This is a genomic window from Streptomyces sp. NPDC017993 (assembly GCF_044328065.1).
Lineage (GTDB): Bacteria > Actinomycetota > Actinomycetes > Streptomycetales > Streptomycetaceae > Streptomyces.
Genome location: NZ_JBIRGO010000018.1, coordinates 1 through 24,087, shown reverse-complemented (window position 1 = coordinate 24,087; position 24,087 = coordinate 1). Strand labels below are relative to the sequence as shown.

General features: G+C 68.7%; 26 protein-coding genes and 1 pseudogene. 14 read left to right on the top strand and 13 right to left on the bottom strand.

Translation table 11 applies throughout. The annotated features are described in order from the left end of the window. Positions 1-195 precede the first annotated feature (195 nt). Complete coding sequence (locus ACH4FH_RS28715; RefSeq protein ID WP_398558835.1) at positions 196-1,239, bottom strand: TerC family protein; 1,044 nt, start codon at positions 1,237-1,239, stop codon at positions 196-198. A 67-nt stretch (positions 1,240-1,306) separates the two neighbouring features. On the opposite strand from ACH4FH_RS28715, the gene ACH4FH_RS28710 reads away from it, so the two are divergent. Both ACH4FH_RS28710 and ACH4FH_RS28705 read left to right on the top strand, forming a co-directional pair. Next, entirely contained in the window at positions 1,307-1,558 is a 252-nt protein-coding gene (locus ACH4FH_RS28710; protein ID WP_398558834.1) for a hypothetical protein, read from the top strand. Positions 1,559-1,629: 71 nt separating this feature from the next. After that, the gene (locus ACH4FH_RS28705; RefSeq protein WP_398558833.1) at positions 1,630-2,367 is read left to right on the top strand and encodes a VOC family protein; all 738 of its coding nucleotides are present in this window, start codon (positions 1,630-1,632) and stop codon (positions 2,365-2,367) included. Between the two features lie 108 nt (positions 2,368-2,475). Here ACH4FH_RS28705 and ACH4FH_RS28700 read toward each other — a convergent pair whose 3' ends face one another. The 3 genes from ACH4FH_RS28700 to ACH4FH_RS28690 all read right to left on the bottom strand — a co-directional run bounded on the left by ACH4FH_RS28700 (position 2,476) and on the right by ACH4FH_RS28690 (position 5,890). Next, complete coding sequence (locus ACH4FH_RS28700; protein ID WP_398558832.1) at positions 2,476-4,020, bottom strand: AMP-binding protein; 1,545 nt, start codon at positions 4,018-4,020, stop codon at positions 2,476-2,478. 87 nt (positions 4,021-4,107) lie between these two features. After that, positions 4,108-4,995, bottom strand: a complete 888-nt coding sequence (locus tag ACH4FH_RS28695; protein WP_398558831.1) for a LysR family transcriptional regulator — start codon at positions 4,993-4,995, stop codon at positions 4,108-4,110. Positions 4,996-5,302: 307 nt separating this feature from the next. Continuing rightward, positions 5,303-5,890 carry a dihydrofolate reductase family protein gene (locus ACH4FH_RS28690; RefSeq protein WP_398558830.1) on the bottom strand — a complete coding sequence of 196 codons (588 nt, stop codon included), beginning with the start codon at positions 5,888-5,890 and terminating at the stop codon, positions 5,303-5,305. Between the two features lie 68 nt (positions 5,891-5,958). Between ACH4FH_RS28690 and ACH4FH_RS28685 the strand changes: the two genes are divergently transcribed. Then, positions 5,959-6,534, top strand: coding sequence for a TetR/AcrR family transcriptional regulator (locus ACH4FH_RS28685; RefSeq protein ID WP_398558829.1), 576 nt, complete (start codon positions 5,959-5,961; stop codon positions 6,532-6,534). Between the two features lie 299 nt (positions 6,535-6,833). Here the strand turns inward: ACH4FH_RS28685 and ACH4FH_RS28680 are convergent, their stop codons facing one another. After that, a complete protein-coding gene (locus ACH4FH_RS28680; RefSeq protein WP_398558828.1) occupies positions 6,834-8,252 on the bottom strand; it encodes an ArnT family glycosyltransferase in 1,419 nt (472 codons plus the stop codon). Positions 8,253-8,566: 314 nt separating this feature from the next. Further along, on the bottom strand, positions 8,567-9,172 hold the full coding sequence (locus ACH4FH_RS28675; RefSeq protein WP_398558827.1) for a hypothetical protein: 606 nt from the start codon (positions 9,170-9,172) through the stop codon (positions 8,567-8,569). A gap of 464 nt (positions 9,173-9,636) precedes the next feature. Here ACH4FH_RS28675 and ACH4FH_RS28670 point away from each other — a divergent pair, with 464 nt between their 5' ends. Further along, on the top strand, positions 9,637-10,146 hold the full coding sequence (locus tag ACH4FH_RS28670) for a hypothetical protein (RefSeq protein WP_398558826.1): 510 nt from the start codon (positions 9,637-9,639) through the stop codon (positions 10,144-10,146). A gap of 39 nt (positions 10,147-10,185) precedes the next feature. Here the strand turns inward: ACH4FH_RS28670 and ACH4FH_RS28665 are convergent, their stop codons facing one another. Continuing rightward, a complete protein-coding gene (locus ACH4FH_RS28665; protein ID WP_398558825.1) occupies positions 10,186-10,794 on the bottom strand; it encodes a TetR/AcrR family transcriptional regulator in 609 nt (202 codons plus the stop codon). 86 nt (positions 10,795-10,880) lie between these two features. Here ACH4FH_RS28665 and ACH4FH_RS28660 point away from each other — a divergent pair, with 86 nt between their 5' ends. Then, the gene (locus ACH4FH_RS28660) at positions 10,881-11,297 is read left to right on the top strand and encodes a DUF4345 domain-containing protein (protein ID WP_398558824.1); all 417 of its coding nucleotides are present in this window, start codon (positions 10,881-10,883) and stop codon (positions 11,295-11,297) included. 54 nt (positions 11,298-11,351) lie between these two features. Here ACH4FH_RS28660 and ACH4FH_RS28655 read toward each other — a convergent pair whose 3' ends face one another. Both ACH4FH_RS28655 and ACH4FH_RS28650 read right to left on the bottom strand, forming a co-directional pair. Next, entirely contained in the window at positions 11,352-12,245 is an 894-nt protein-coding gene (locus tag ACH4FH_RS28655; RefSeq protein ID WP_398558823.1) for an alpha/beta fold hydrolase, read from the bottom strand. A 270-nt stretch (positions 12,246-12,515) separates the two neighbouring features. After that, the gene (locus tag ACH4FH_RS28650) at positions 12,516-12,890 is read right to left on the bottom strand and encodes a winged helix-turn-helix transcriptional regulator (protein ID WP_398558822.1); all 375 of its coding nucleotides are present in this window, start codon (positions 12,888-12,890) and stop codon (positions 12,516-12,518) included. Between the two features lie 179 nt (positions 12,891-13,069). On the opposite strand from ACH4FH_RS28650, the gene ACH4FH_RS28645 reads away from it, so the two are divergent. Both ACH4FH_RS28645 and ACH4FH_RS28640 read left to right on the top strand, forming a co-directional pair. Beyond that, on the top strand, positions 13,070-14,056 hold the full coding sequence (locus ACH4FH_RS28645; protein ID WP_398558821.1) for an NADP-dependent oxidoreductase: 987 nt from the start codon (positions 13,070-13,072) through the stop codon (positions 14,054-14,056). A gap of 557 nt (positions 14,057-14,613) precedes the next feature. Next, positions 14,614-15,021, top strand: a complete 408-nt coding sequence (locus ACH4FH_RS28640) for a zeta toxin family protein (RefSeq protein WP_398558820.1) — start codon at positions 14,614-14,616, stop codon at positions 15,019-15,021. A gap of 96 nt (positions 15,022-15,117) precedes the next feature. Here the strand turns inward: ACH4FH_RS28640 and ACH4FH_RS28635 are convergent, their stop codons facing one another. Further along, on the bottom strand, positions 15,118-16,290 hold the full coding sequence (locus tag ACH4FH_RS28635; protein WP_398558819.1) for an epoxide hydrolase family protein: 1,173 nt from the start codon (positions 16,288-16,290) through the stop codon (positions 15,118-15,120). Positions 16,291-16,393: 103 nt separating this feature from the next. Here ACH4FH_RS28635 and ACH4FH_RS28630 point away from each other — a divergent pair, with 103 nt between their 5' ends. Beyond that, the gene (locus ACH4FH_RS28630) at positions 16,394-16,969 is read left to right on the top strand and encodes a CGNR zinc finger domain-containing protein (RefSeq protein WP_398558818.1); all 576 of its coding nucleotides are present in this window, start codon (positions 16,394-16,396) and stop codon (positions 16,967-16,969) included. Positions 16,970-17,172: 203 nt separating this feature from the next. Next, positions 17,173-17,286 (top strand): annotated as a pseudogene (locus tag ACH4FH_RS28625) (transposase); the annotation flags it as partial. 19 nt (positions 17,287-17,305) lie between these two features. Here ACH4FH_RS28625 and ACH4FH_RS28620 read toward each other — a convergent pair. Further along, entirely contained in the window at positions 17,306-17,470 is a 165-nt protein-coding gene (locus tag ACH4FH_RS28620) for a hypothetical protein (RefSeq protein WP_398558817.1), read from the bottom strand. 177 nt (positions 17,471-17,647) lie between these two features. On the opposite strand from ACH4FH_RS28620, the gene ACH4FH_RS28615 reads away from it, so the two are divergent. The 3 genes from ACH4FH_RS28615 to rox all read left to right on the top strand — a co-directional run bounded on the left by ACH4FH_RS28615 (position 17,648) and on the right by rox (position 20,788). After that, positions 17,648-17,932: a hypothetical protein gene (locus ACH4FH_RS28615; RefSeq protein WP_398558816.1), complete on the top strand. Its 285-nt coding sequence runs from the start codon at positions 17,648-17,650 to the stop codon at positions 17,930-17,932. 212 nt (positions 17,933-18,144) lie between these two features. After that, positions 18,145-18,906, top strand: coding sequence for a glyoxalase (locus tag ACH4FH_RS28610; protein WP_398558815.1), 762 nt, complete (start codon positions 18,145-18,147; stop codon positions 18,904-18,906). 409 nt (positions 18,907-19,315) lie between these two features. Then, complete coding sequence (gene rox, locus ACH4FH_RS28605; protein WP_398558814.1) at positions 19,316-20,788, top strand: rifampin monooxygenase; 1,473 nt, start codon at positions 19,316-19,318, stop codon at positions 20,786-20,788. Between the two features lie 103 nt (positions 20,789-20,891). Here rox and ACH4FH_RS28600 read toward each other — a convergent pair whose 3' ends face one another. Further along, complete coding sequence (locus tag ACH4FH_RS28600) at positions 20,892-21,572, bottom strand: TetR/AcrR family transcriptional regulator (protein WP_398558813.1); 681 nt, start codon at positions 21,570-21,572, stop codon at positions 20,892-20,894. A gap of 57 nt (positions 21,573-21,629) precedes the next feature. On the opposite strand from ACH4FH_RS28600, the gene ACH4FH_RS28595 reads away from it, so the two are divergent. Then, positions 21,630-23,072: an MFS transporter gene (locus tag ACH4FH_RS28595; protein ID WP_398558812.1), complete on the top strand. Its 1,443-nt coding sequence runs from the start codon at positions 21,630-21,632 to the stop codon at positions 23,070-23,072. Continuing rightward, positions 23,069-23,458, top strand: coding sequence for a cupin domain-containing protein (locus ACH4FH_RS28590; protein ID WP_398558811.1), 390 nt, complete (start codon positions 23,069-23,071; stop codon positions 23,456-23,458). The genes ACH4FH_RS28595 and ACH4FH_RS28590 overlap by 4 nt, the downstream gene beginning before the upstream one ends. A 275-nt stretch (positions 23,459-23,733) precedes the next feature. Here the strand turns inward: ACH4FH_RS28590 and tnpA are convergent. Continuing rightward, a partial coding sequence (gene tnpA / locus ACH4FH_RS28585; RefSeq protein ID WP_398558810.1) for an IS200/IS605 family transposase occupies positions 23,734-24,087 on the bottom strand: 354 nt, incomplete at its 5' end.

Below are 24,087 nucleotides of genomic sequence, written 5' to 3'. Positions count from 1 at the left end.
TCGTGGCAGACGCGGCAGACATATCCGGCCTGCGGTGCTGTCGCACTCTCGTTTCTGCTCATGTGTCCAGAATAGGATAATTTGCACTAAAATGGCGGAAACTTTACCAAAGAGGGGCGCGGGGAAGCGTCGGACCGGCTGCGGGCGAAATTCGGGCCGGCGCACGGGAGGCGTAAGGCGGGAGGCGTATGCAGGTCATCCGTCCTGCGGTGGGTCGTCCGTCTCCCGCGCCTTCTGCGAGGGGGGTTCTTCGGCCGGGCCCGAGGAAGCGTCCCCTCTCCGCGCGGCCGTCCCTTCCGGGGCGGTCGGGAGGGGGCGTCGCATGCTCATCACGACGGCCACCGCCAGGACCGCGACGATGACCGCCAGGCTGATCGGTGACGGGATCTCCGGGATGCTGCTGCTGAACAGCTTGTGGGACGCCTGAAGGATCAGCTTCAGTCCGATGAAGGAGAGGATCAGGGCCAGGCCCTTGCTGAGGTAGTGGAATCGGTCCAGCAGGCCGGCCAGCAGAAAGTACAGGGCACGCAGGCCAAGGATGGCGAAGGCGTTGCTGGTGTAGACGATGAAGGCATCGTCGCTGACCGCGAGGACGGCGGGCACGCTGTCCACGGCGAAGATCAGGTCGGCTGCCTCGATCGCGGCGACCACGGCAAGCAGCGGGGTGGCGACCCGTTTGCCGGCTTCTTTGACGAAGAACTTCATCCCGGCGTACTCGTCCCGAACGGGTACCACCTTGCGCAACAGCCGCACGGCGATGCTCGTGCCCGGGTCGAAGCTGTCCTCTTCCTCCTTGAGGATCTTGTAGGTGCTGTAGAAGAGGACGGCCGCGAAGGCGAAGAGCACCGCGGTGAACCGGCTGACCACGGCCACTCCGGCGGCCAGGAAGACGCCTCGGAAAACCAGCGCGCCCATGACACCGAAGAACAGCACGCGGTGCTGGTAGGCGCGCGGCACCTTGAAGTAGGCGAAGATCAGCGCGAAGACGAACAGGTTGTCGACCGACAGGCTCTTTTCCAGCAGCCACGCGGTGGTGTACTCCACCCCGGGCGTCGATCCCAGCACCAGGAAGACGACCGCCCCGAAGACAAGGGCGAGGCCGACCCACACCCCGCTCCAGGCGGCAGCCTCCTTGAAGCCGATGACATGGGCCTCCCGGTGCGCCAGCAGGTCCACGGCAAGCGCCACGATCACGGTGACGGCGAACGCCACCCACAGCCAGATCGGCACATCGAGCACGAAGATCCCTCACACGGGCGGTAGCGGAAACCTGCCTCTGAGGAAAGTCTGACTCAGCGTTTCCGGCTTGTCGCTCGCACCCGAGCGATGGGAGCACAACGCCGGATCTCACTGCCCGCCAGGCGGCCAAGCCGGGCCCTGGATCGCGGCCACCGATCCCGGCCTGCACCGCGCCAACCTCCTCAAGGGGAACACCAAAGCCCGCCTGATCATCCGACGCGGCTTCGGCCTCCACTCCGCCGACGTGATCATCGCCCTCGTCATGCTCACCCTCGCCGGAGACAAGCCCGCCCTCGGCCGCCAACTCGCAATCGCCTGAGCCATACATGCAGCAGGAGAGCCTGCAAATTCGCACGCCTGCCCTATGGGGGATCGCCTAGGGTATGCGGCATGACGCTGCAGCTTGTTCAGGTGAACTTCAAGGCCCGGGACGACTCGGCGCTCGGCCAGTTCTGGGCGGAGGCGCTCGGTTGGGGTGTTTCCAGCGAAGGGCCCGGCGTCACCAACCTGGAACCCACGGGCTTCGACTGGCCGGACCCGTCCGCCGTCTGCATCGATCTCGTCCGCGTCCCGGACCCGGAGACGGTGAAGTGCCGCGTGCACATCGAGCTCGCCACCACCTCCGACGCCCATCAGGCGGAGTTGGTCGCACGTCTGAAGGAGCTCGGGGCGACGTCCGCCGATGTGGGCCAGGGCGACGCGCCGCGGACGGTGATGGCCGACCCGGAAGGCAACATGTTCAGCGTCCTGGAGCCCCGGGAGCTCTACCGGGACACCGGGCCGATAGCCGCCGTGGTCGTCAAGTGCGCCGACCCACGGGCCATGGTCCGGTTCTGGGGCGAGGCGATCGACTGGACCGTCCACGAGCTGACCGACGACCGCGCCCTGCTGCGCTCCGTCAAGGGCGTCGGGCCGTACCTGGAGTTCCGCCGCACGCCCGACGACGAGGTCGTATGGAACCGCGTCCATCTCGACGTGATGTCCGACCCCGTCGACGATCAGGCGAAGGAGGTCGCCCGGCTCGAAGGCCTCGGCGCGGTACGGGCCGACGTGGGTCAGGGGGACGTCTCCTGGGTCGTCCTGGCCGACCCGGCGGGCAACGAGTTCTGCGTCCTCGGCCGGGGCTGACGCGGAACTCCGTCCGCTCACTCATGTCGGGTTACTGGCGCATGCGGTGACCGGCCGGTGTATCAGCGCCCGGCTCGTCGCCCGCCCCGCCTCTTGAGCTGCCGCAGCTCAGCCGGACAGCCCGGACCGCAGCAGCCGCTTGTCCGGCTTGCCCGCCGCAGTCAGCGGGATGGCGGGCACCACGTGCAGCGCTTCGGGAGCGTAGAGGCGGCCCTTGCGGGTGGTGACGAAGGCCCGGACTTCCTCCAGTGAGGGCCGCTGTCCGGTGGCGGGGACCACGGCGGCGTGGACGTGTTCCATCGACTCCTCGTCCCGACTGGCGAAGACCGCGCACTGAGCGATGGCGGGATGGCTCAGCAGCAGCTCCTCCAACTCCGCCGGATAGACATGGCCCCCGACGACCACGATCATCTCCTTGATCCGGTCAACGATGTAGAGGTATCCGTCCTCGTCGAGATAGCCGACGTCACCGGTGTGCACCCAGCCGTCCCGCAGCACCTCGTCGGTCAGCTCCGGCTGCTTCCAGTAGCCCTGCATCACATAGGGCGAGCGCACCTGCACTTCGCCCTGCTCCCCGGGCGGCAGGGTCGTGCCGTCGGCGTCCCGGATGGCGATCTCCACGCCGGGCATGGCACGGCCGACCGTCGGCTGCCCGCCGCTTCCGGTCAACTCCTGTACGTCCGGCCCCGATTCGGTGATGTACTGCGCCTCGGCCTGCCCGTACCAGCCGTGGAGCACGGGCCCCAGGGCCTTGGCCGCCTGCCGCAGCCTGGCCGATGAGGCGGTGGTGCCGCCGTAGGTGATCCGGCGGAGGCTGGACAGGTCGGTGCCGGACAGGTCCGGATGATCCAGCAGTTGGTAGAGCAGCGGCGGCAACAGCCAGGTGTGGGTGATGCGCTCGCGCTCGATCGAAGCCAGCACATCCCCGGGCTCGAATCCGTGTCGCAGGACCACTTGGCCGCCCTGGTGGAGCGTCATGTCGGCGACGATTCCGGCGAGGTGGGCGAGCGACGTGCAGGCCAGATAGCGGGGTGGTTCCCCGACGTCGGCCAGCCGGTGGTCCAGGGTTTGCCGGTAGGAGCCATGGGACATGCGGATGCCCTTGGGAATACCGGTGGTTCCGCCGGTGTGCCGGATGCACCAGTCGTCGTCCGGGCCCACCATGCCACCCATCGGCCGCGCCGGGCGCCGGGCGGCCACGAGCAGTACGTCCTCGGCGAAGCCGCTCGGCCCCAGGGAGAGCACCCGGGGAACGCCGGCGAGTGGCAGTAACTCCGTTGCAATAGCGTGCCGTTGGCGATCCACCAGCAGGAGAGTGCAGTCCACGCTCTCCATGATGCGAGCCATGATCGGCGGGCTCGTGCCCTCGTAAAGGCTGACCACCCGGGCGCCGGCCAGATTCGCGGCATAGCGGGCGACGAGGGCCTCCGCGGTATTGCCGGTGAGGAGGGTGACGGTGGAGTCGCGGCTCACTCCGCGCTCCGCCAGCTCCCCGGCGAGCCGGTAGACCTGGTCCCGGAACTCCGCCGCGCTGATCACCAGCCCTTCGGCGGTGGTGATGGCCGGCCGCCCCGGCTCGGCGGACAGCACACCCAGGACGGCCTCTACGTAACTGCTGAAAACGCCTTCCGCGGTGGCGGGTCGCTGCATCATCGCTGTTCTCCCTTGTCGGAACCCGATGGGCTCCCTCGAAGCTAGCGCCGTCCGCTCATGCCTTCCACGACCAGTTTCGCCATGTACTCATGACTCGCTGAGCATGAGCCGTTCCATGGCCAGCCGACGGAAATCCATCGCGGCGGGGGAGAGATAGGCGTCCTGGCGCCATACCAGGGTCAGTGTCCGATGACAGTCCGCGGCGTCCAGACGGAGCCAGGCAACCGGGCTGCGCTCGCCGAGGGCCCGCCGTGCAACGCTCGGCATCAGGCCGATGCCGAGCCCGGCGCCGATCAGCTCCGGGGTGGCGGCGGCTTCGTCGCCCTCGCAGACCACCCGTGGCGTGAGTCCCTCGCGGGCGAAAAGCTGGTCCAGGAGGGTACGTTGCCAGTGGCCGGGGCGCGTGCTGACGAATTCCTCGCCCGCAAGCTCGGCTACGGCCACGCTCTCCCGCCCGGCCAGCGGATGCCCGGGCGGCACCGCCAGCAGCACCTCCTCCCGCGCCAATTCGACCGAGCACAATTCGGGCCCGGCCAACGGCTGGGAGGCGAGCGCGAAGTCGACCTCGGCGGAGCGCAGATGACGCCGCATCGAGGTCACCGGTGCCTGGAACAGGCGCACACTCACCCCGGGGCGGTGCGCACGGAAGGCGGCCAGCACCCCGGCCAGCTGGAGCAGGGTCTCGGCGGCGACGGCGATCCGGCCCGGCCCGGGGCCTGCGGCGTCGGCCATCTCCCGCCGGGCGTCGTCGAGTTCGGCCAGTGTTCGCTCGACCCGGCGCAGGAAGGCCGCACCGTGCTCATTGAGCCGAATCCGGCGCCCCTGGCGGTCAAACAGCGGAATACCGAGTTCTGACTCAAGCCGGATGATGCTCCGGCTCACCGACGGCTGGGCGACCCGGAGTTCCTCCGCGGCCCGGCTGATGTGCTGGTGGCGGGCCACGGCTTGGAAGTATCGCAGCGAGAGCAGATCCATGACGGTAGTGTCGCCGGATCTTTCGCTCTGCGGAGTGCTGTGCAGTGCAGTGCCGTGCGGGTATTGCAGTGCCGTGTGCGTCGTGCGGTTCAGCGCGGTTCAGCGCGGTTCAGCGCAGTTCAGCGGAGCTTGCGGGGCGCGCGGCGACTTCGGCGACCGGAGTGCCTCGGCGGGTGCGGCCGGTCGTGGCCACTCCGCATGCGAGTGGCCTTCTCCGGCAGCAGGTTCCGCCAGTCAGTCGGATCGGGCAGTCGGGTCCGGCAGCCTGGTGCATGGTCGCCTGGTCCGGGAATCGGTTCCCGTCAGATCAGCGTCGGGTGAACCAAGTGGTCGTGGCGTCGTTGGCGAACGACTTGCGGTCAGTCACCTTGAACAGGGTGGGGTTGAACTCCCCGTCGAACACCGGGACCCCGGACCCGATGACCACGGGATAGCTCTTGATGATCAATTCATCGATCTCGGGCAGTAGCGCGCCGGCGAGCCGACCGCCGCCGCACAGCCAGATGTCCTGCCCCTCTTCCTGCTTGAGGTTGCGGACCAGGGTCAGTGGGTCGCTGTCGACGACCGTCACGTCCGTGTCGGGTTCTTGCTTGAGCGTGGTCGACACCACGTACTGACGTAGATGTGCATACGGGCTGGTGATGCCCGCATCCAGCGCGGGGCGGTAGGTGCCCAGGCCCATCACCACCGTGTCGAAGTGAAGGTTGGGCGTCTCCGTGAGGCCGTGGGCGGGGCGCATGAAGGTGGGGACGGTCTCGGGGTAGCGCGCGTTGATCCACGCGGCGTAGGCGGCGGCCTGCTCCTCGTCGCCCACAGGGAGGAAGTCGAACTCCCCGCCGGGACCGGCGATGTAGCCGTCGATGGTCACACCTACGTAGTACACGAGCCTTCGCACAGATAACTCCATCTGTAGTACTCTGAGTGAGGTGGTCTGAAGGTAGTACTACGGATGGAGTGGTGTCAATGGTGCGCAGGAACGACGAACGGAGGGGGGCACTCGTTGACGCCGCCATCGAGGTGCTTGCGAAGGAGGGTGCGCGAGGTCTGACCTTCCGGGCGGTGGACAGCGAGGCGGCCGTGCCCGCCGGCACGGCGTCCAACTACTTCGCCAACCGCGACCACCTGCTCACTCAGGCGGGCGTCCGGGTCTACGAGCGGCTTCAGCCCGACGAGGCGACCATCGCCCGGCAGCGGGCGAGTGCACCGGACCGGGAGACCTACGCGATGCTGATGCGCGAGATGGTCGGTCGCATCAGCGCCTTCGGAACCGGCTATCTGGCCCTGCTCGAACTACGACTGGAGGCCACCCGGCGCCCTGAGTTGCGCGCCCTGTTGACCGAGCGCGTCCGTGCCGACATCGACGCCAATGTGGCCTATCACGAGGAATCCGGCCTGCCGGGCGACGCGACCGCGGTCCGGCTGCTGTACCTGGCGCTCAACTGGATCATCGTCGAACAGCTCACTCTGCCGGACGTGTTCTCGGACGCCGAGCGCGATCAACTCGTTGCAGCCGCGGTCGAGCGCATCGTGACGCCGTGATAGCCGGGGAAAGGCTGCCTCCCGTTGTTACCTTCGGGCCACCCCGGTGGGCGTCCGGCGCGCCTGCCGCGAGGTCCGATGGCGACGTGTGCCGGTGGTATGACGACGGCCGCGCAGCGGCGCGGGGCGGGCCGGCGAGGGTGCGCCCATCCCTCCGCGACGATCCAACCCTCGCTCAGCGGCTGCCGTTCCTCATGCGCACCAGGCCGGACCTGGCCCTTCCGGCGTAGGCCGACGAGTTGGTGACCTTTTCGCCTCGCCTCGTCTCGTCTCGCCTCGTGACGCGGGTGTCGGACGCGTCAGCAGCGCCCAGGCCGGAGCCCGGGAGACGGTGCCATGAACACGTACCAGGGCGTCCCGTCGGCCGACGTCAGCAAACAGCGCGCCCATCGTCGGGCATACGCCGGGGCATGAGGAGTGTTTCCGGCGGCGGCCACCGGCTCCACGGCCGTCCGCCGCAGCAGCTCCTTCAGCGTGATGGAGGCATTGTTGCCCGTCAGCGCCTCGGAGGTGCAGCCGACGTGGAAGGCCAGCAGAACCACGTCCGACCCGACCAGGGTGCACGGCGGTCGCAGACCTGCCTGGTTGAGGCGCTGAGCGAGGTGCTGCAGAGCGGTACGACTGCGCACCTGGGAGTGCGCCTGACTGTCCAGTACCAGGAACTGGCCGGTCAGGTGCAGTGCGAAGACCACCGTCAGCAGCCCCGCCACAACGGGACGTCGACGGCGGGAGACCGCGCCGACCGCGCCCACGGCGAGAGCGGCCACCGGCAGGGCAAGAAGTGCATAGGCGGGGATCAGGAAGCGCGGCGCGGCGTAGTCCAACAGGAGCAGGTACTGCACCGACACGGCTGCCGCGCACACCGTGGCCAGGATGAGTCCGGCGAACCTGGTCGGCGCGGCGCGGCGGTTGCGGGCGGCGAGCACCAGGCCGGAGGCGACCAGCACCGGCAGGGCGAGCCACCATCCCGACAGAGGCGGATAAGGCCAGGGGACCTGGCAGGGACGGCACAGCAGCGGCCCGTTCAGGGCACGCAGCTGCATGCTGAACGCCACGCTCGGATGCATGCCGCCCTGGACGTCACTGCCCTCCCGCAGCCGCGCGAGGGGGCTGCCATACCTGGCGTAAGCCTCGATGAGCCACGGCAGGAGGCCGACGCCGAGACCGGTGAGGGCCGCCACCCCCGCAGCCCACCTGCGCCACGAACGCACCACCACCGTTCCGGCCGTCAAAACAGCAGCGACGAAGACCGCATCGGCCGGGCGCATCAGAGCGGTGAAGGCAATGCCCGCCGCGAGCGCTACGGGCGCCCTGCGGCCGCGGCTGGATACCGCCCGGAGGAACCATCCCGCCGCGGCCACCACGCCGTAAGCCACATAGAGATTGGGCATCACCTCGGCCGCATAGAACTGCACGACCCACAAACCGGCGAACATCGCCGCCGCCACCGCGGTGACCGCATCGCCCATCAGACGCCGCCACGGCCAGAACGCCGCCACCAGGCCCGCAGCCGACAACGCCACCATCCACGCCCGCAGCATGGTGGTGGAGGCGCTGAGGATCACTGCAGGAGCGGCGAGCCAGCTGATGCCCCTCGCTCTTGGAGCGCTGAAGTAGGCCGTCGGCACACGCGAACTGACCTGGCTCACGTAGACGCCCTCGTCCCAGCCCAACGGTAGCCAGAGCGGCACAACGGCCAGCTGAACGACGACGGACACCGCCGCCACCAGCCACAACGGTGATATTCCGCTCCACCGCCTTCGCACCTCCGGCGCGCGGCCGTCACCCCTCGTGGATGTCTCCTGGGGCGGTCCGCCGGCCTGCGGTATCGCGGCGTGACCGTCGGTGCTCACAACAGGCTCCAAGGGGGAGGGCGCCGGACCGCGGGGGTGCTCATGTCTCCGCCCTTCTGACGCGGATCTCGGTCTGCCCTGTGCGGCAGGGATTCCCAGTCGTCCATAAGGCGCGCGGCAAGCTCGGGGGTGCTCAACCAGGTCGATGAGGTCGGTGAGGTCGATGAGGCCGATGGGCGTCAGGGGAAGGGGAGGAGAGGTCCTCGCGCGGCACCCGCGGCCTTTTTTGCTTCCGCGCCGCGAGTGGAGTTCACCGTGAAGTCGAAGAGGAGACCGTCGGGGCGCAGCACCCGCTGCGCCTTCGCCGGGCACGACTCGATGACGGCCGGCGGGGAACGCGTAAACACGGTGTGGGCGTGGACGCGTGGATGATTGCGGTGCTCATCGGGAACGCAGTCGAACGACAGGGCGCGCACCAGGGCCGGTCGGGGCGGCTTGTCGTGGAACTCGAATCCGACCGGCGCGCGTTGGGCTGCGCGCAAGGTGTCGGGGGAGATGTCGATGCCCTGGTACCGGGCGGTCTCCAGCCGGCGGAGGGAGCCGGTCCCTGGCCCGTAGGGACATCTGGGTCGCGCCGACCGCCGGTCTCGGTTACTGCTGCCCACCGCGTCATCAGGGTCGCGCGTGGCGTCCGACCGCATCACCGCCCGGTACATGGCCACATGCCCTGCCAACGTCACCCACAGCCAGGCACCGTGGGTCAAGCGCCGCGCGTACTGCGTGACGAACCCGGGGGACCGTATGGAGTAGCGCAGCTGGGACACCAGCCTCGACCGGTCGGGCATCCTCACTCCTTTCACGGCCCCCGCGGCCGGCGCGTAAAGGCCAGGCGGGCAAGAAGCCCCGGGGCTTCGCCGCACCGGATCCGAAACCATCTCGATCACACGGTAGAGCCCTATATCTCACCTTCGCCATAAATAGCACCAGTTTGGGTGCTGGCCTCATCTGCCTGGTGAGGCCCTTGGCGTGTGGAAGGGGGCCGAGCGCCAGGGCCCAGGTGCTTGCGCGCTCGGTGTGGTGAAGGTGGCCACGGCCGGGCGGATCCGGCAGCCGATGGGACCGAGCCGTCTCGGGCTCATGCCCCTTGGGCTGGGCGTGACCACTTCCGCCGGATCATGTAGCGGGAGATGTCCCGGGACGGGGCGGCAGCTTCTGCGCGTAGCGGAGCGCGGGGTGGCCGAGGCGGGCCGACCGTTGGTAGGTCTGCCCGCGTGCCTGATGCGCACGCTGGAAGTGCGAGGATTCGGGAATGGACAGCATGGAGCGTATGGAGGCCCTGTCCGAACTCGGCGGCCTGCTGGAGACGTTGTCGAGCGATCCGCACGTCTACGTCCGGCACGGCCTGTTCCCCGACGACGCCGGACCCTCGACCGCGTTGCGTGGCCTCGCGGCCCAGGTGCATGCCCTTGTCGCCGAGCTGCACACCTATTGGCGGCAATACGCTTCCGGGGGCACCGGGTTGGCATCCGTACCGCAGATCGAGGCCGGACTGGAGCCGTTCGATGCCGGCGCCGCCGTCGACCTGATGACCACGCTCGCCGTCGATGACCTCGTATGGCCCGGCTCCGCCCACATGGACCGCGACGAAGCCCGCCGCACCGCGACCCGCGTCGTGGAACTGCTCGGGCAGGACGCGACCTGGTGGGCCAACCGCGACGCGCACTCCTCGTACGCCGTCACCGCGTGCACGGCCGATGGTGTGATCGCCGGGAGCGACGGCGCACGCTTCGCGATCCTGATCCAGGTCGGCGAGGACTGACGTGCGCCGCCATGGCGCTCCCTGACCTGCGCGCAGTTCCTAGGGGAGCCAGTCCGGGGCGGGATCCTCGTCGAGAAGGGGCCGGATGGCGCCCAGGACAGCGCCGATGCACACGTCGCGCAGTTCGGCGCGGGTGCAGGTCTCCTTGGTGAGCCAGTCCACGCACAGCACCTGGACGAACACCAGCCAGCTCTTCAGGGCGCCCGACACGGCCTCCCGGGTCTTGTCGTCGGCGAGCGGCAGCACGCCGAGCAACCGCTCGCGCAGAGCGTCGAGTTCACCGGCGATGATCGTCTGGACCACGCGGTCGCCGGCCAGTACGCGGTTCGCCGCGAGAACGGTGTTGCGGTTCTCCGCGAAGTACTCGATATGGGCGTCCAAGCCCTCGGTGAGCTGCTCGACCAGGGTCTCGGCGGGGTCGAGTCGGGTCCTGGCGAGCAGTTGCTCGGCAACCTGCTGGTAGAGCGCCGCGAAGAGATCGCGCTTGTTCGCGAAGTGCTGGTAGAGCAGCGCGCGGGAGACGCCGGCGTGTTCGGCGACGTCTTCCATCAGCACCTCGTCATACGGGCGCGCGGCGAAGAGCTGCGCGGCGACGGCGAGGAGCTGTGCGCGGCGCTCGGTGGGACGAAGTCGCTGACGGGGAGGCACGGGCCTCATGTTACTTGACACATGTCTACTAGCCTCCGCTAACCTAGTAGACGCGTGTCTACTAGCAGGGTTGGGTGGTCAGGGTCATGGTCAGGGTCAAGGCGCTCCGGGGTCTCGTACTGGCCATGGGGTACGCGTGCGTGGCGATCGGGCTCTTTCATGTGCTGCTCGGGAACGCCTCGATCCCGGGCGCGGGCTCGGCCGGTGCGACGGTCGACAGTCTCGGTCGGTTCTTCGGTGCGATCTTCGCCGGGTACGGCCTCGCCTGGCTCTGGGCGGCCCGGCAGTCACCGGTCCCTGCGACGGTGGTGCGGTGGTTGGCCGGCGTGTTCCTGCTCGGTGCGGTCGGGCGGCTGCTGTCGCTCGCCGTGGAGGGGTGGCCGCATTGGTTCCAGGTGGTGCTGACAGTCGTCGAACTGCTGCCGCCGCTGTTCTTCTGGCTGGCGGACTCGGAGGAGAAGCCGGCGGACTCCGAGGGGGAGGCGCTCCGGGGCCAGGCATAGGGGCGAGAGCGCGCCGTGGCGAGCTGGGGACTCATCACCCTCAAGACCGGCGGCTCACAGGCGCAGGCTCTTGAGTAATGGCCGAGATGGCCTCACCGCCCCATCGCTGACGATCTGGCGTCGTGCACGCTCACGAAAGGGCATCGAGGAATCGGCGGATCGCCAGCGCTGATTCCTCCGGCCTCCGTAGTGAACCCAGTGGTCGGCGTCCAGTTCGACCAGGGTGGTGCCGGGGCGCCGGGATGCCATCTCGTGGGCCTGGGCAGTGGGCAGAACCGTGCCGGCGGTGCCGTGCAGGAGCAGCGCGGGGCAGTCGGAGCCCAGCCATTGATGCCAGTGGTCGCCGAGCAGGCGAGTGTCCGAGTCGACCATGTCCTTGGGGTGAGAGCCGAGCCGCCAGCCATTGCGGTGCGGCCGCAGGCCGTTTTCCAAAAGGGGCGCCAGGTGACCGCAGGCGACGAGGAGTTCCTCGCGCGTGGGGGCGACGTACGGCAGATCGAGCAGGAAGGACAGCGGGGCGGGGGCGACGACGGGCAGATACGCGGGCCCGTCGATGTTGATCAGGGCGCTTACCGTGCCGGGCCGGCCCGCGGCCAGGTGGTAGCCGTTGATGGCACCGAGAGAGTGCCCGAGGACGGGCAGGGGGCGATGGCCAAGGCCCGCGTGGGCGAGCAGGAGAAGGAGGTCGTCGAGGTATCCGCCCTGGTCGTACCGCTCCGCCCGGTCGGAGTCGCCGTGCCCCCGCTGATCGGGCGCGAACACCCGCCACCCGTCGGAGCCGAGGGCCCCGGCCAGCTCCGCGAAGTCGGCGCCCTCGCCGAGGTGCCCGTGCAGCGCGAGCACGGGTCGACCCTCGGCGGGTCCGAAGTCGAGATAGGAGAGGCGTCGGCCGTCGGGGGTGGTCAGGTGAGCACGCACGGGGTGGGCTGAGGTGGGACCGGTCGACATGGCCTAACCGTACAAAGCGGAATCGTGGGTCATGCGGGCCCTCTGCACTATCCGTTGGTTGAGGAGCGCGGTGTCGACGTGGAGTGGCCGGGTGTCCAGGGTCTGTCGGGCGACACGCTGCGGTGGGTCGTGCGTACGACGCGTGGGCACGGCGGACAGGTGCGGTCGGGGCGGGGCACCGGTACGAGTGGCTCCGGCTGCCCAGCTGCCCGGCTGCCCGGCGCGCCGGGTCGGGCGTGGTCCGGGCGCGTGGGCGCCCGCGCCGGGCGGTCAGCCGGCCGTGGCCGGGCTGCCGATCTCGTCGAGATGGGCTTCGACCCAGTGCCGCACGGCCGCGAGCGGATGTGCGACGCTGCGGCCGAGGTCGGTCAGGGCGTACTCGACGTGCAGCGGCACGGCCGGGATGACGGTCCGGTCGACGAAACCGCCGGCCTCCAGCCGCCGCAGGGTCTGTGTCAACACCTTCGGGCTGACGCCCTGGAGTCGGCGCTGCAGAGCCCCGAAACGCTGCGGTCCCTCGTCCATGGCGCCGATCGCCAGCGCGGTCCACTTGTTGGCCAGCAGATCGAACACCTCGCGTCCGGGGCACAGGGCGGCGTAGACGTCGTGCTGGTCATGGCTTCCCGTGCTGCATGTCGTGGTCAACGCATATCTCCTCACCTGGATACTTCCTAATAGATAGTAGACGCCCTTGCGGGTTACTGCTCCCTGGGGGGTAGCTTCCGGATCGCGGTTGCGCAGCGACATGTGCCGCCACCGCCGCATCACGGGTACACACGAGTCACCCGGCGCGTCCGACATTCCGTCCTTCCAGGAGATCCCCCATGACCAGCCCGAACCCTGCCGCGCCGACGATGCGAGCCCTCGTCCAGGACACCTTCGGCGGGCCCGAGGTGCTGCGTGCCGCGCAGGTGGCGCGACCGGCGCCGCTGCCGACCGAGGTGCTGGTGCGGGTGCACTCCGCCGGGGTCAACCCGGTCGACTGGAAGACCAGGACCGGGGGAGGGATGGCCGGTGTGCTCGGCGACCCGCCGTTCACCCTGGGCTGGGATGTCTCCGGAGTCGTGGAGGAGGTCGGCTTCGGGGTCCACACCCTTGAGGTGGGGGACGAGGTCTTCGGCATGCCCTGGTTCCCCCGTGCCGCGTCGGCTTACGCCGAGTACGTCACGGCGCCGGCCCGGCAGTTCGTCCGCAAGCCCGCCGCCCTGAGCCATGAGCAAGCGGCGGCGGTTCCGCTGGCCGCGCTCACCGCCTGGCAGATCCTGGTCGACGCGGCGGAGGTACGGCCGGGGCAGCGGGTGCTGGTGCACGCGGCCGCCGGCGGGGTGGGCCACTTCGCCGTCCAGATCGCCCGGCACCTGGGAGCCCATGTGATCGGGACGGCCCGGGCGGGCAGGCACCAGTGGCTGCGTGAGCTGGGCGCCGACGAGCTGATCGACTACACCGCCGTCCGCTTCGAGGAGGCGGTCAAGGACGTCGACGTGGTGGTCGACCTCGTCGGTGACGAAGCGGACGAGACGAGCACCCGCTCCCTCGACGTCCTGGCCCCCGGCGGACTGCTGGTCGCCGTGCCGTCCGGGGTGGCGCCCGAGCTCGCCGCACGGGCTGCGGACCGGGGGCTGCGGACCAGCCCGTTCCTGGTCGAGCCGGACGGTGCGGCGCTCGCCCGGATCGCCCAGCTGCTCTCCGAGGGCGCCCTCACCGTGGAGGTCGCCGACGTCTTTCCCCTGGAGCAGGCGGCCGAGGCGCATCGCGTCGGGGAAACCCAGCGGACCCGGGGCAAGATCGTGTTGAACGTCGCGGCTGAGTGAAGTTCTTTGATCTGGCAGGCGGAGAAGGGGAGTTGTCGCCGGGAGCGAGGCAGCTGCACGGACCGCTGAGAGGGCAGTCACCGCCCTGGACGCCGTAGGCGCACTGCGCCCCACGCACAGGCTCACAGCTCGGGTTTCCCAGCTGTGAGCCTGACGCGTCCTGCCCCATGTGGCCGGAATGCCTGTGAGCATTGGCTGCAGCGCGCGGTGCTCGCCGGCTTCTCGGCTATCAGGGATTTCCTAGTGACTGGCTCCGCGTACGACAACAGGGCGGTGTGACCAGCCCGTTGTGCTGCCGCCGCAGGAGGAGTGAAGAGCGGGTTCCGTCAACAGCGATGGCACGCCGTGCTCGTCATGCCGAACCCTGTCGCCGGTGCCCACAACGTACTTTGCGGTCTGCGCCAAGTACGAGAACACCATGGTGATGTGCTTCAGCGCCTTCGGGCTCCTGGTGCTGACCACGATGGCGCTGCTGGTGCGGCCAGGGCGCTCCAGCCCTGGCAGGCCGGGCCCTGAAACGGTGTCCACACGGAGCGCTTCCTTGAAAGAATTTCCCCATGGATCAGCCCACCATCGACGCCGCCACTTCGACTTCCCTGCCTGGAAGGGTAATCGTGCTCACCGGTCCTCCGGGAGCGGGCAAGAGCACCGTGGCCCGTCTTATGGCCGACCAGCTGTCGCCCGGCGTTCATCTGCACTGCGACGACTTCTGGAATTTCATCAAGCAAGGCGCGATCGCTCCCTACCTGCCGCAGGCCCAGCGGCAGAACGAGACCGGCATCGACGTTCTCGCCCACGCGGCATTCGGTTATGCCGCCGGTGGCTACCAGGTCATCTGCGATGGCATCGTCGGGCCGTGGTTCATCGACGTGTTCCGATCGGTGAGTGACAAACGAGCGATCGAGCTGCATTACATCGTCCTGCGCCCCGATCGGAACACGACGCCTTCGCGGCCCCCTGTCTGACCACGTTTTGCCGTCTCGATAAATTCGGTCTGGAAGCCGTCGGGCAGCGCCTTGAGCCGGATCAGGCGGTGATCGAGTGTCGGCGCCCAGCCGCGTTCACCGATTAGCGGCCAGCACTGCCGCGAGGCCCTCTTGTAGATCCTTGACGAAATACTCGGGAACCTCCAGCGACGGGAAATGTCCCCCACTTTCGGGCAACGTCCATCGGACGATCTGTCGGTACCGCTCCTGTGCCCAGGGGCGCGGACACTTCTCGACGTCGCGGGGATACATAGTGAGTGCTGACGGGACGTCGACCCGAAGGTCGGGGTCCAGCGAGTTGTGGCTTTCGTAGTAGATGCGGGCCGCCGATGCACCGGTCCGCGTCAGCCAATACAGGGTGACGTCATCAAGAATGCGGTCTCTGGAAATCGTCTCGAACGGGCTGTCCTCGGTATCTGACCACTCGGCGAACTTGTCAAGGATCCAGGCAAGAAGGCCGACAGGTGAGTCGACGAGCGAGTAGCCGATGGTCTGCGGTCGGGCCGCCTGCTGCTTCGCGTACGCCGCGCGGTGGCGCCAGAAATCGCGGGTTTCCTCGGTCCACTTGCGCTCGACCGCCGTCAGCCCGTCCGTTGTCAACCCGGGCGGTCCCTCCGCGAACGTTGTGTGGATGCCGAGAACGTGCGCCGGGAACCTGCCACCGAGGACCGTGGTGATATTGCCTCCCCAGTCGCCGCCGTGGGCTGCGAACTTGCTGTAGCCGAGCCTTCCCATCAGCTCCACCCATGCGGCCGCGATCTTTTCGGTTCCCCACCCGGTGGTGGCCGGCTTGTCGCTGTAACCAAAGCCCGGTAGCGACGGGACCACGACGTGGAACGCCGGCACGTCCGCATCTTTCGGATCTGTCAGCTCGTCCACTACATCGATGAACCGAGCAATGCTGTCCGGCCAGCCGTGCGTCAAGATCAGAGGAGTGGCATCTGCGCGCACGGATCTGCGGTGCAGGAAGTGGATTCCCAGATCATCAATCGTCGTGCGGAACTGGCCGATCCGGTTAAGACGCTCTTCGAACGACCGCCAGTTGTACCCGGTGCGCCAGTAGTTCACGACATCGACGAGGTCGGCGAGAGGAACGCCCTGTTCCCATCGGCGAGGGTCGGGCGCGGCGCGATGGACCGTCTCGGCCTCCGGCAGCCGCGCCGCGGCCAGTCGCGCCCGCAGATCGTCGAGGTCAGCGTCAGTTGCGTGAGCTTCAAATGCTTGAACGTCGCTGGTGAGAGGGGGCATGAGACCTCCTGGCCGTCGTGGAACCGGCTGCGAACTATCGCGAACTGGCTTAGACGGTTCTAGCAGGCTTCCATGCCTGCGTGCAACCAGCTAAGGTGGTTCCATGCGTCCTGAATTTCCTGATTTCCGCCTCGGCAACGTGCTAGCGACCAGCTTCACGGGGACTCTGTCGGAGCGTCATGGTGACGCCGTGGAGCGCATTCCCACGCCGCACCGACTCGTCGACTGGCTGGCAGTGAACGGCCTTGCCGTGGACGCCTGCACCACCGCCCAGCTCGAACTCGCTCGGGAACTGAGGGAGTCGATTCACGCCGCCGCGACAGCGGCCGCGATCCAGGACGCTCTCCCTGCGTCTGCTGTCCAAGTCATCAATGACTGCAGCGCTCAGGGGCGGGCCGCGGCCATCCTGACGCCCGAGGGTAAGCGGCGATGGCGGCTCAGCTCGGCTTCCTGCGTGGAAGATGCCCTCAGCGTGATCGCCGCCGACGCGGTCAGCATCATCGCAGGCGAACGCGACGGAAAATTGGCCTTGTGCGCATCGCCAACCTGCCAAGCCGCCTTCTTCGACACGAGCCAAAGTCGCACGCGCAAATGGTGTGACATGAACACGTGCGGGAATCGTCAGAAGAAGGCGCGCTTCAATGCCAACCAGCGCAAAAGCCTCAGATCGGCGGATTGACCGTTACCTCGGTACCTCCAAGTGGGCCCCACGCCTGCGACACATCTGTCGCGTCGGGTGCACCCCAACGGCACCACCAAGAGCCATCCGTCGCCTTCGATCAACGTCCTCAATCAGTACGTCTACGTCTACTGATCGGCGACGTTCATCGGCTCTTCGCGGTCGGGGGTGTTGGCGGGTAGGCGTGGAGGTCTTCCGGGATGGGTACCAGAAACGGCCCGACCGAAGCGATCAACGGACGCCTCGACCACCTCCGCGGCTCCGCCCTGGGCTTCCGGGACCTCACCAACTACATCGCCCGGAGCGTGGTCTCGTAGAAAGCAGGTGTCATCACGGTCAACTGGCCAGGGCGAACATGCCAATGAAGAAGACCACGTAGAGAAGCAGGGCCGCACCCGCTACGGCCGCCACGATGAGGACAGCCTTCATCACGGCCTCTACGCCCCGGTGGTCGCGGGCGGGTTGCACAGGGACATGGGGACCACCCTCGTGTTCAGTCACGAAAGCCATCCTGCTGTTCGCGGTGGCGGCAGGCCATCCGTAGAAGTACTCACGTGCGACGGTCTCGCCCGCCCGCTCCGACCTGTGCCGTACGGCACGGAGGGCACCGGTGGCTGTCGTACGCCCTGATCATCACTGGCTGGGTCCTGGTCCCCGGACGAAGTGGGGTACGCCCTGGTGACTCAGCTCTTCCCGGCGGTACTGGGCAGTCTGTCGTCGCGACCGGTGGTCACCAAGCAGGGCGCGGCGGCCGGGATCGTCGTCGGCGTGGTGACCGTTGCCGCCGTCACGCTCACCGGCATCTCCGTGGGCAGTCTGCTGCCGTTCCTGCCCGAGTCGGTCAAGGACCTGAACGTCGGCATCATCGCGCTCCTCCTGAACGCCGTGGTCACGCTCGCGGTCTCCTCCGCAACGCGCGAGCCGGCGCACCGGAAGCCGTCCGTCGCAGCCGAGCACGTCTGACGTACGGGGAGAGCACCCTCTCCACGACCGACCAACTGCGGCTGAGAGGCCCCTGGTTCTCCCGGCTGTCACGCGCGACATGTTGCGGCGAGGCGCCATGCTGCCCTGACGTCAGGACTACGAAAAATTCCCATAGGCGCGAACGGAGCAGGAATGCCAGGATCGTCCGGTGGGAGCGACCCGCGCCCGTCCTGACGGAAGGTGAGAAGCCCTTGAGCGAGGCCGTGGTGCGCGCGAACGAGACGCTGGTGCCGATGCCGGCATGCGTCTCGCCGGAGGAGACCCTGGAGTTCTACCAGGCACTCGGATTCAAGGTCACCTACCAGCAGACCAAGCCCTATCTGTATCTGGCCCTGGAGTGGAGCGGTTTCGCGCTGCACTTCAGCAGGCCGCCCGTGGGCGTGGACCCGGCCAACGAAGACGTGACCGGCTGTCTCGTCATGGTGGATGCAGTGGCGGCGTATCACGGGGCCTTCACCGCGGCCATGCGCCAGAGATACGGCAAGGTCCTGTCGTCCGGGCGGCGGCGCATCACGCGCTACCGGCCCGGGGCATCGCGCTTCACCCTGGTCGATCCGTCCGGCAACTCGATCATCTTCATTCAGCGTGACGAGCCGGATGAGTGGGAATACGGCGGGTCGAAGAACCTGACGGGGCTGGCCAAGGCGCTGGACAACGCCCGCATCCTGCGCGAATTCAAAGGCGACGACCGGGCCGCGTTCCGCGCGGTCACCTCGGGCCTGCGCCGGCACGGCACCACGGCGTCGGCGGGGGACCGGGCCATGGCGCTGGCCACGCTGATGGGACTGGCCACCGCCTTGGGTGAGGTGGACCAGATCGAGGCGTGGGCCGCGGAGCTTCACGCCATCGAGCTCACGGACGCCGAGCGTCGCCGGGTGGAGGGTGAACTGGAGCAGATCACGGCGCTGGAGCGAGGACGGTTCACCGCGGCGCCCGAGTCGGACGGCGACTGACGGGGCGCTGCTGGAGGACACCCAGACCTGCCGACACGTTCGTCAGCACGTGACATCGCCGTACGCGGCGCGTCACCGCCTCGGGAGGATCTTGTCCGTCCCGAGCGGACGAGAAATAGCAAAGGCAAGGAGTTGACCACTCCTTGCCACTCTCAAGGTATAGCGCACCGGGGGGCTTGTGGCAAGGCCCTGGTGGTGCCGCAGAATGGTCCGCCAAAGCCAGAACCTGCGGAAATAGCGGAATCGCGAAGTGCATGCGTTTTTCGACGTATGGGTTGCGCGGGAACGTCGAGCCGCCGGTAGGACTCGCGGTGCGGTTGCGGGGACTGGGCGCGGAGGTGCGGGTGTGCGCGCCGCCGGACTGCGCGGAGCAGCCGGCCGAATCCAATTTCGTTGAATGGGTGTATTGATGATTGACGTGATCGTGGTCGGCGGCGGACCGACCGGCCTGATGCTGGCCGGCGAATTGCGGCTGCACGGCGTGCACGTGGTCGTGCTGGAGAAGTTGACCGAGCAGACCGAGCAGTCCCGCGGGCAGGGCCTGCACACGCGCAGCGTCGAGGTGATGGACCAGCGCGGCCTGCTTGACCGGTTCCTCGCCGTCAGTGAGAAGTTTCAGGTCGGCGGTCTTTTCGGCGGCATCGTGAAGCCGTGGCCGGAGCGGTTGGACACGGCCCATCCGTACGGCGTCGCCACCCCGCAGCCGATCACCGAGCGGTTGCTCAACGAGTATGTCCTCGAAGTCGGCGCGGAGGTCCGGCGCGGCTGCGAAGTGGTCGGGCTGAGCCAGGACGAGGACGGGGTGACCGTCGAGCTGGCCAGTGCGGGCACCCCCGGCAATGGGGGCGTAGCGCCCGGGGGAGGGGGAGGCACGCACCTGCGCTCGCGCTACCTCGTCGGGTGCGACGGCGGCCGCAGTGTGGTGCGCAAGTTGCTCGGGGTCGACTTCCCCGGCGAGCCCGCCAAGGTCGAGACGCTGCTGGGCGAAATGGAGGTGACCGAGGATCCCGCGACGATTGCCAACGTGGTCGAGGAAGTCCGCAAGACCCAACTGCGGTTCGGCGTCGCCCCCGCCGTGGACGGGGTGTGCCGCGTTGTCGTACCCGCCGACGGGGTGGCCGAGGACCGTGCGACCGAGCCGACCCTCGACGACTTCAAGCAGCAGCTGCGGGCCCACGCGGGTACCGACTTCGGTGTGCACTCGCCACGCTGGCTCTCCCGCTTCGGCGATGCCACCCGGCAGGCCGAGCGCTACCGGGTCGGCCGGGCGTTCCTTGCCGGCGACGCGGCGCACATCCACCCGCCGACCGGCGGGCAGGGGCTCAACCTCGGTGTGCAGGACGCGTTCAACCTGGGCTGGAAGCTGGCCGCCGCGGTCAACGGCTGGGCGCCGGAAGGACTGTTGGACAGCTACCACGCCGAACGGCACCCGGTGGGCGCCCGCGTGCTGGACAACACCCGCGCGCAGATCACGCTGCTGGGGGCCGATCCGGGTGCGACGGCGCTGCGGGAGCTGTTCTCCACGCTGATGGACTTCGAGGAGGTGAACCGGTACGTGACCGAAATGATCACCGCGGTCGGGGTCCGCTACGACTTCGGTGAGGGCCATGAACTGCTCGGCCGGCGGATGCGGGACGTGAAGCTGAAGCAGGGGCGCCTCTACGAGCTGATGCGCGGCGGCCGCGGCCTGCTGCTCGACCGGACCGGCCGGCTCTCGGTGGAGGGCTGGGCGGATCGGGTCGACCACGTCGTCGACGTCAGCGACGAACTGGACGTGCCCGCGGTGCTGTTGCGGCCGGACGGCCACGTGGCGTGGGTCGGTGCGGAGCAGCAGGATCTGGTCAGCCGGCTGCCCGAGTGGTTCGGCGCTGCCGGCAACTGAGCGATCATTTGAGGCCCGAGAGGATTCAGGGCCGACGCTCAGCGACGCGGGAGATCCAGGCGAGGGGTCTCCGGTCCGGCGCCTCATCGGCGTTGGCGGACCGTCAACGGTCGGCGAGGAGGCCACCCACCAGGGCTCGGAGCCCGTCCAGGTAGGTGTCCTCGCCGGTCAGCGGTGCCCAGCGGTCCGCGACCTGTGCCAACCGGGGCAGCTCGCCGGGGTCGAGATCGTCGAAGACTTGCTCCCGGTAGGTCACACGGTCGTCGTCTGCGCGCCGGCGGGCCGCCGTGGCCCGGACCACGATCTCTCCAGCGGTGTAGTACCAGATCGCGCGGTACCCGTGTACGGCCCGCTCGGGGGACAGTCCGCTTTCGACCAGGCCGTCGACGATCTGCTCGACAAACCACAGCGCGGATGTGGACATCAGGTCGTCGGCGGTCAGCACCTCCACGATCCAGGGACAGGCGGCGAGCGCGTCGTGGATCGCGGCGGCGGCGACGACGACCCGCTCGCTAGGGTCAGCGGGGAGTTCGGGTCGGCGCAGCTCCCGCGCGGCGTAGTCGTCCAGCAGCAGAACGAGCAGTTCTTCCTTGTTGCGGACGTGGTGGTAGAGCGCCATCGGCGTGCTGCCGATCTCTGCGGCCAGCCGCCGCATGGTCAGCCGACCCACGCCTTCCTCGGTCACGATCCGCCGGGCCGTCGCGAGGACCTCCTCGCGGGAGATGCGGGGAGGACGGCCGGGGGATCGGCCTGGGGATTTGCGCGGTGCGGACGGCTGGGGCATGCCCCCCATCATTCCTCAGGTGTCGACAACGGCGATCCCTGAGGCTAATTTCTATACATGTATAAAAAAACAACGGGGCGGCCTGGAATGGTGCTGGCGGCGGCGGCCGTCGCCCAGTTCGTCTTCGCCCTGGACATGTCGGTGGTCAACGTCGCGCTGCCCGCAATCCGCACCGCGCTGGGATTCGCCCCCCTTGACCTGTCGTGGATCGTGCATGTCTACGCGCTCACCTTCGGCGGACTGCTGCTACTGGGGGGCCGCGCTTGTGACCTGTACGGTCACCGTCGGCTGTTCCTGGTGGGCCTGGCCGTCTTCGGGCTGTGCTCGCTGGCAGGCGGGCTGGCCCAGGCGCCCTGGCAACTGATCGCCGCCCGCGCCGGTCAGGGACTCGGTGCTGCCGCGGCCGCCCCGGCCGCGCTGGGGATGCTCACCACCACCTTCCCCGAGGGCCCTCGGCGCGTCCGGGCGCTCGGGGTGTGGAGCGCGGTGAACGCCGCAGGGGGAGCACTGGGGGTACTGGCAGGTGGCCTGCTGACCGAGTACGCGGGTTGGCGCTGGGTGATGCTGATCAACCTGCCCATCGCGGCGGCGGCTCTCGCGCTGGTGCCGGCAAGCGTGCCCGGAGCGCAGCCCGGCCGACGCGAGAGGCTGGACGTTCTCGGCGCTGTCCTGGCGACCGGCGGCGTCGGGCTGCTGGTGTTCGGCGTCGTCCGCGCCGACGCCCGAGGGTGGGGACCCCTGGACACCGTGGCAACCCTCGCCGCAGGGGCCGCGCTCCTGGCCGCCTTTACCTTCGCCGAATCCAGGACCCCCGCGCCGCTGCTGCGCCTCGGCCTGCTGCGCAGTCGCTGGGTGGCCGGCGCCAACGTGCTGGTGTTCCTGGCCGCGGCGGGGCAGTTCGCGGCGTTCTACTTCGTGTCCCTGTACATGCAGCAGGTCCTGGGCATGGGTGCCGCGGCAACCGGGCTCGCGTTCCTGCCCTTCTCCGTGAGCCTGGTCGCGGGCACCGTCATCGCGACCCGCGTCACCGCGGCACGCACCCCCCGAACTGCCCTGGTGCCCGGCGCGATGCTGGCCGCCGCGGGCCTGGCCTGGTTCGCCTTCATCAGCCCCGGCGGCGGCTTCCTCACCGACGTGCTCGGCCCCTGCGTCATCAGCGGCGTGGGCGTCGGACTGGTCATTGCCCCGGTCGCAGCCGCCGCGACCACCGGCGTCGCCTCCCGCGAGACCGGCATGGCCTCCGGCCTTTTCAACAGCTCCCGCCAACTCGGCGGCTGCGTCGGCCTGGCCGCCCTGGCCACGGTCGCCGCACTCCGCACCGGCACCGCCACCGACCCCGCCGCGCTCAACGACGGTTATGCCCTGAGCCTTGCCGTCGCCGCCGGCCTCTTCGTACTCGCGGCAGTCGTGGCGATCGGGGTGTTGCCCCACCGGGCCGTCACCCCTGACCCGCAACCCGCCGCCCCTACCAAGAACCGACTGGAAGGAACGCCATCATGACGACGACCCCCATCGACCTGTTCGCCTCCGCGCTGCAGTTCCGCCCCGACGGCGATGTCCGAGCAACCGAACGGCAGATGACGAGCAGTGACTCCGGCGCCTGGCAAGTCACGACCTTCCACGTGGAGACCGACGCCGACGTCCACTCCGACCACTGGGAGATGCATCCGGAGGCCGAAGAGGCGGTGTGCTGCCTGAGCGGCGGCGTCCGCCTCTACCTCCGTCCCACCACGCCCGGCGGAGCCGAGGGCGAAGTGCAGCTGCAGGCAGGCACCGCCGTCATCGTCCCGCGAGGCCGCTGGCACCGACTGGAGCTGAACGCCCCGAGCGACCTCATGTCGATCACCCTTCGCCACGGCACCCGCCTCGAAAAGCGCACCGACTGACCGGAGGTGGCCCGACAGATTCGCTGCCGGGCCACCACAAGGTTCGCCCAGCCTTCACGGCGTTTCCGATAAAGACACGGTGCCCGCCTATGCGGGAAGCGCCCTCGCTGCCCGCGCGAGTCGGCGACCAACAGGCCGACTCGCGCCGATCGCGCGACCCCGACGATGCCGTTTCAGCGTGATCTAGCGCGGAACCCCAGGCGTTCACGCCTGGGAGGAAGCGCTTCGCTGGATTGCTCTGACCTGCATGGGCGCACGGGCCTGCACTGTTGACCTCAGCCGGGGCGTTTCTGGTTCTCGATGTACTCCTTGATGATGCTGAGCGGTGCGCCGCCGCAGGACGCGGCGAAGTAGGACGGCGACCAGAAGTGATCGCCCCACAGGTGCTTGCGGATATGGGCGGGGAACTCCTGCCGGAGCCTGCGGGCGGATACGCCCTTGAGGGAGCCGACCAGCCTGGACAGGGCGACCTTCGGCGGATAGTGCACGAGCAGGTGGATGTGATCGCGTTCACCGTTGAACTCGACCAGCTCGGCTTCGAAGTCGGCGCAGACGTCCTGCATGACCTCCTCACAGCGTCGCAGGATCTCGTCCGTGAACGGCCCGCGCCGGTACTTGGGCGTGAAGAC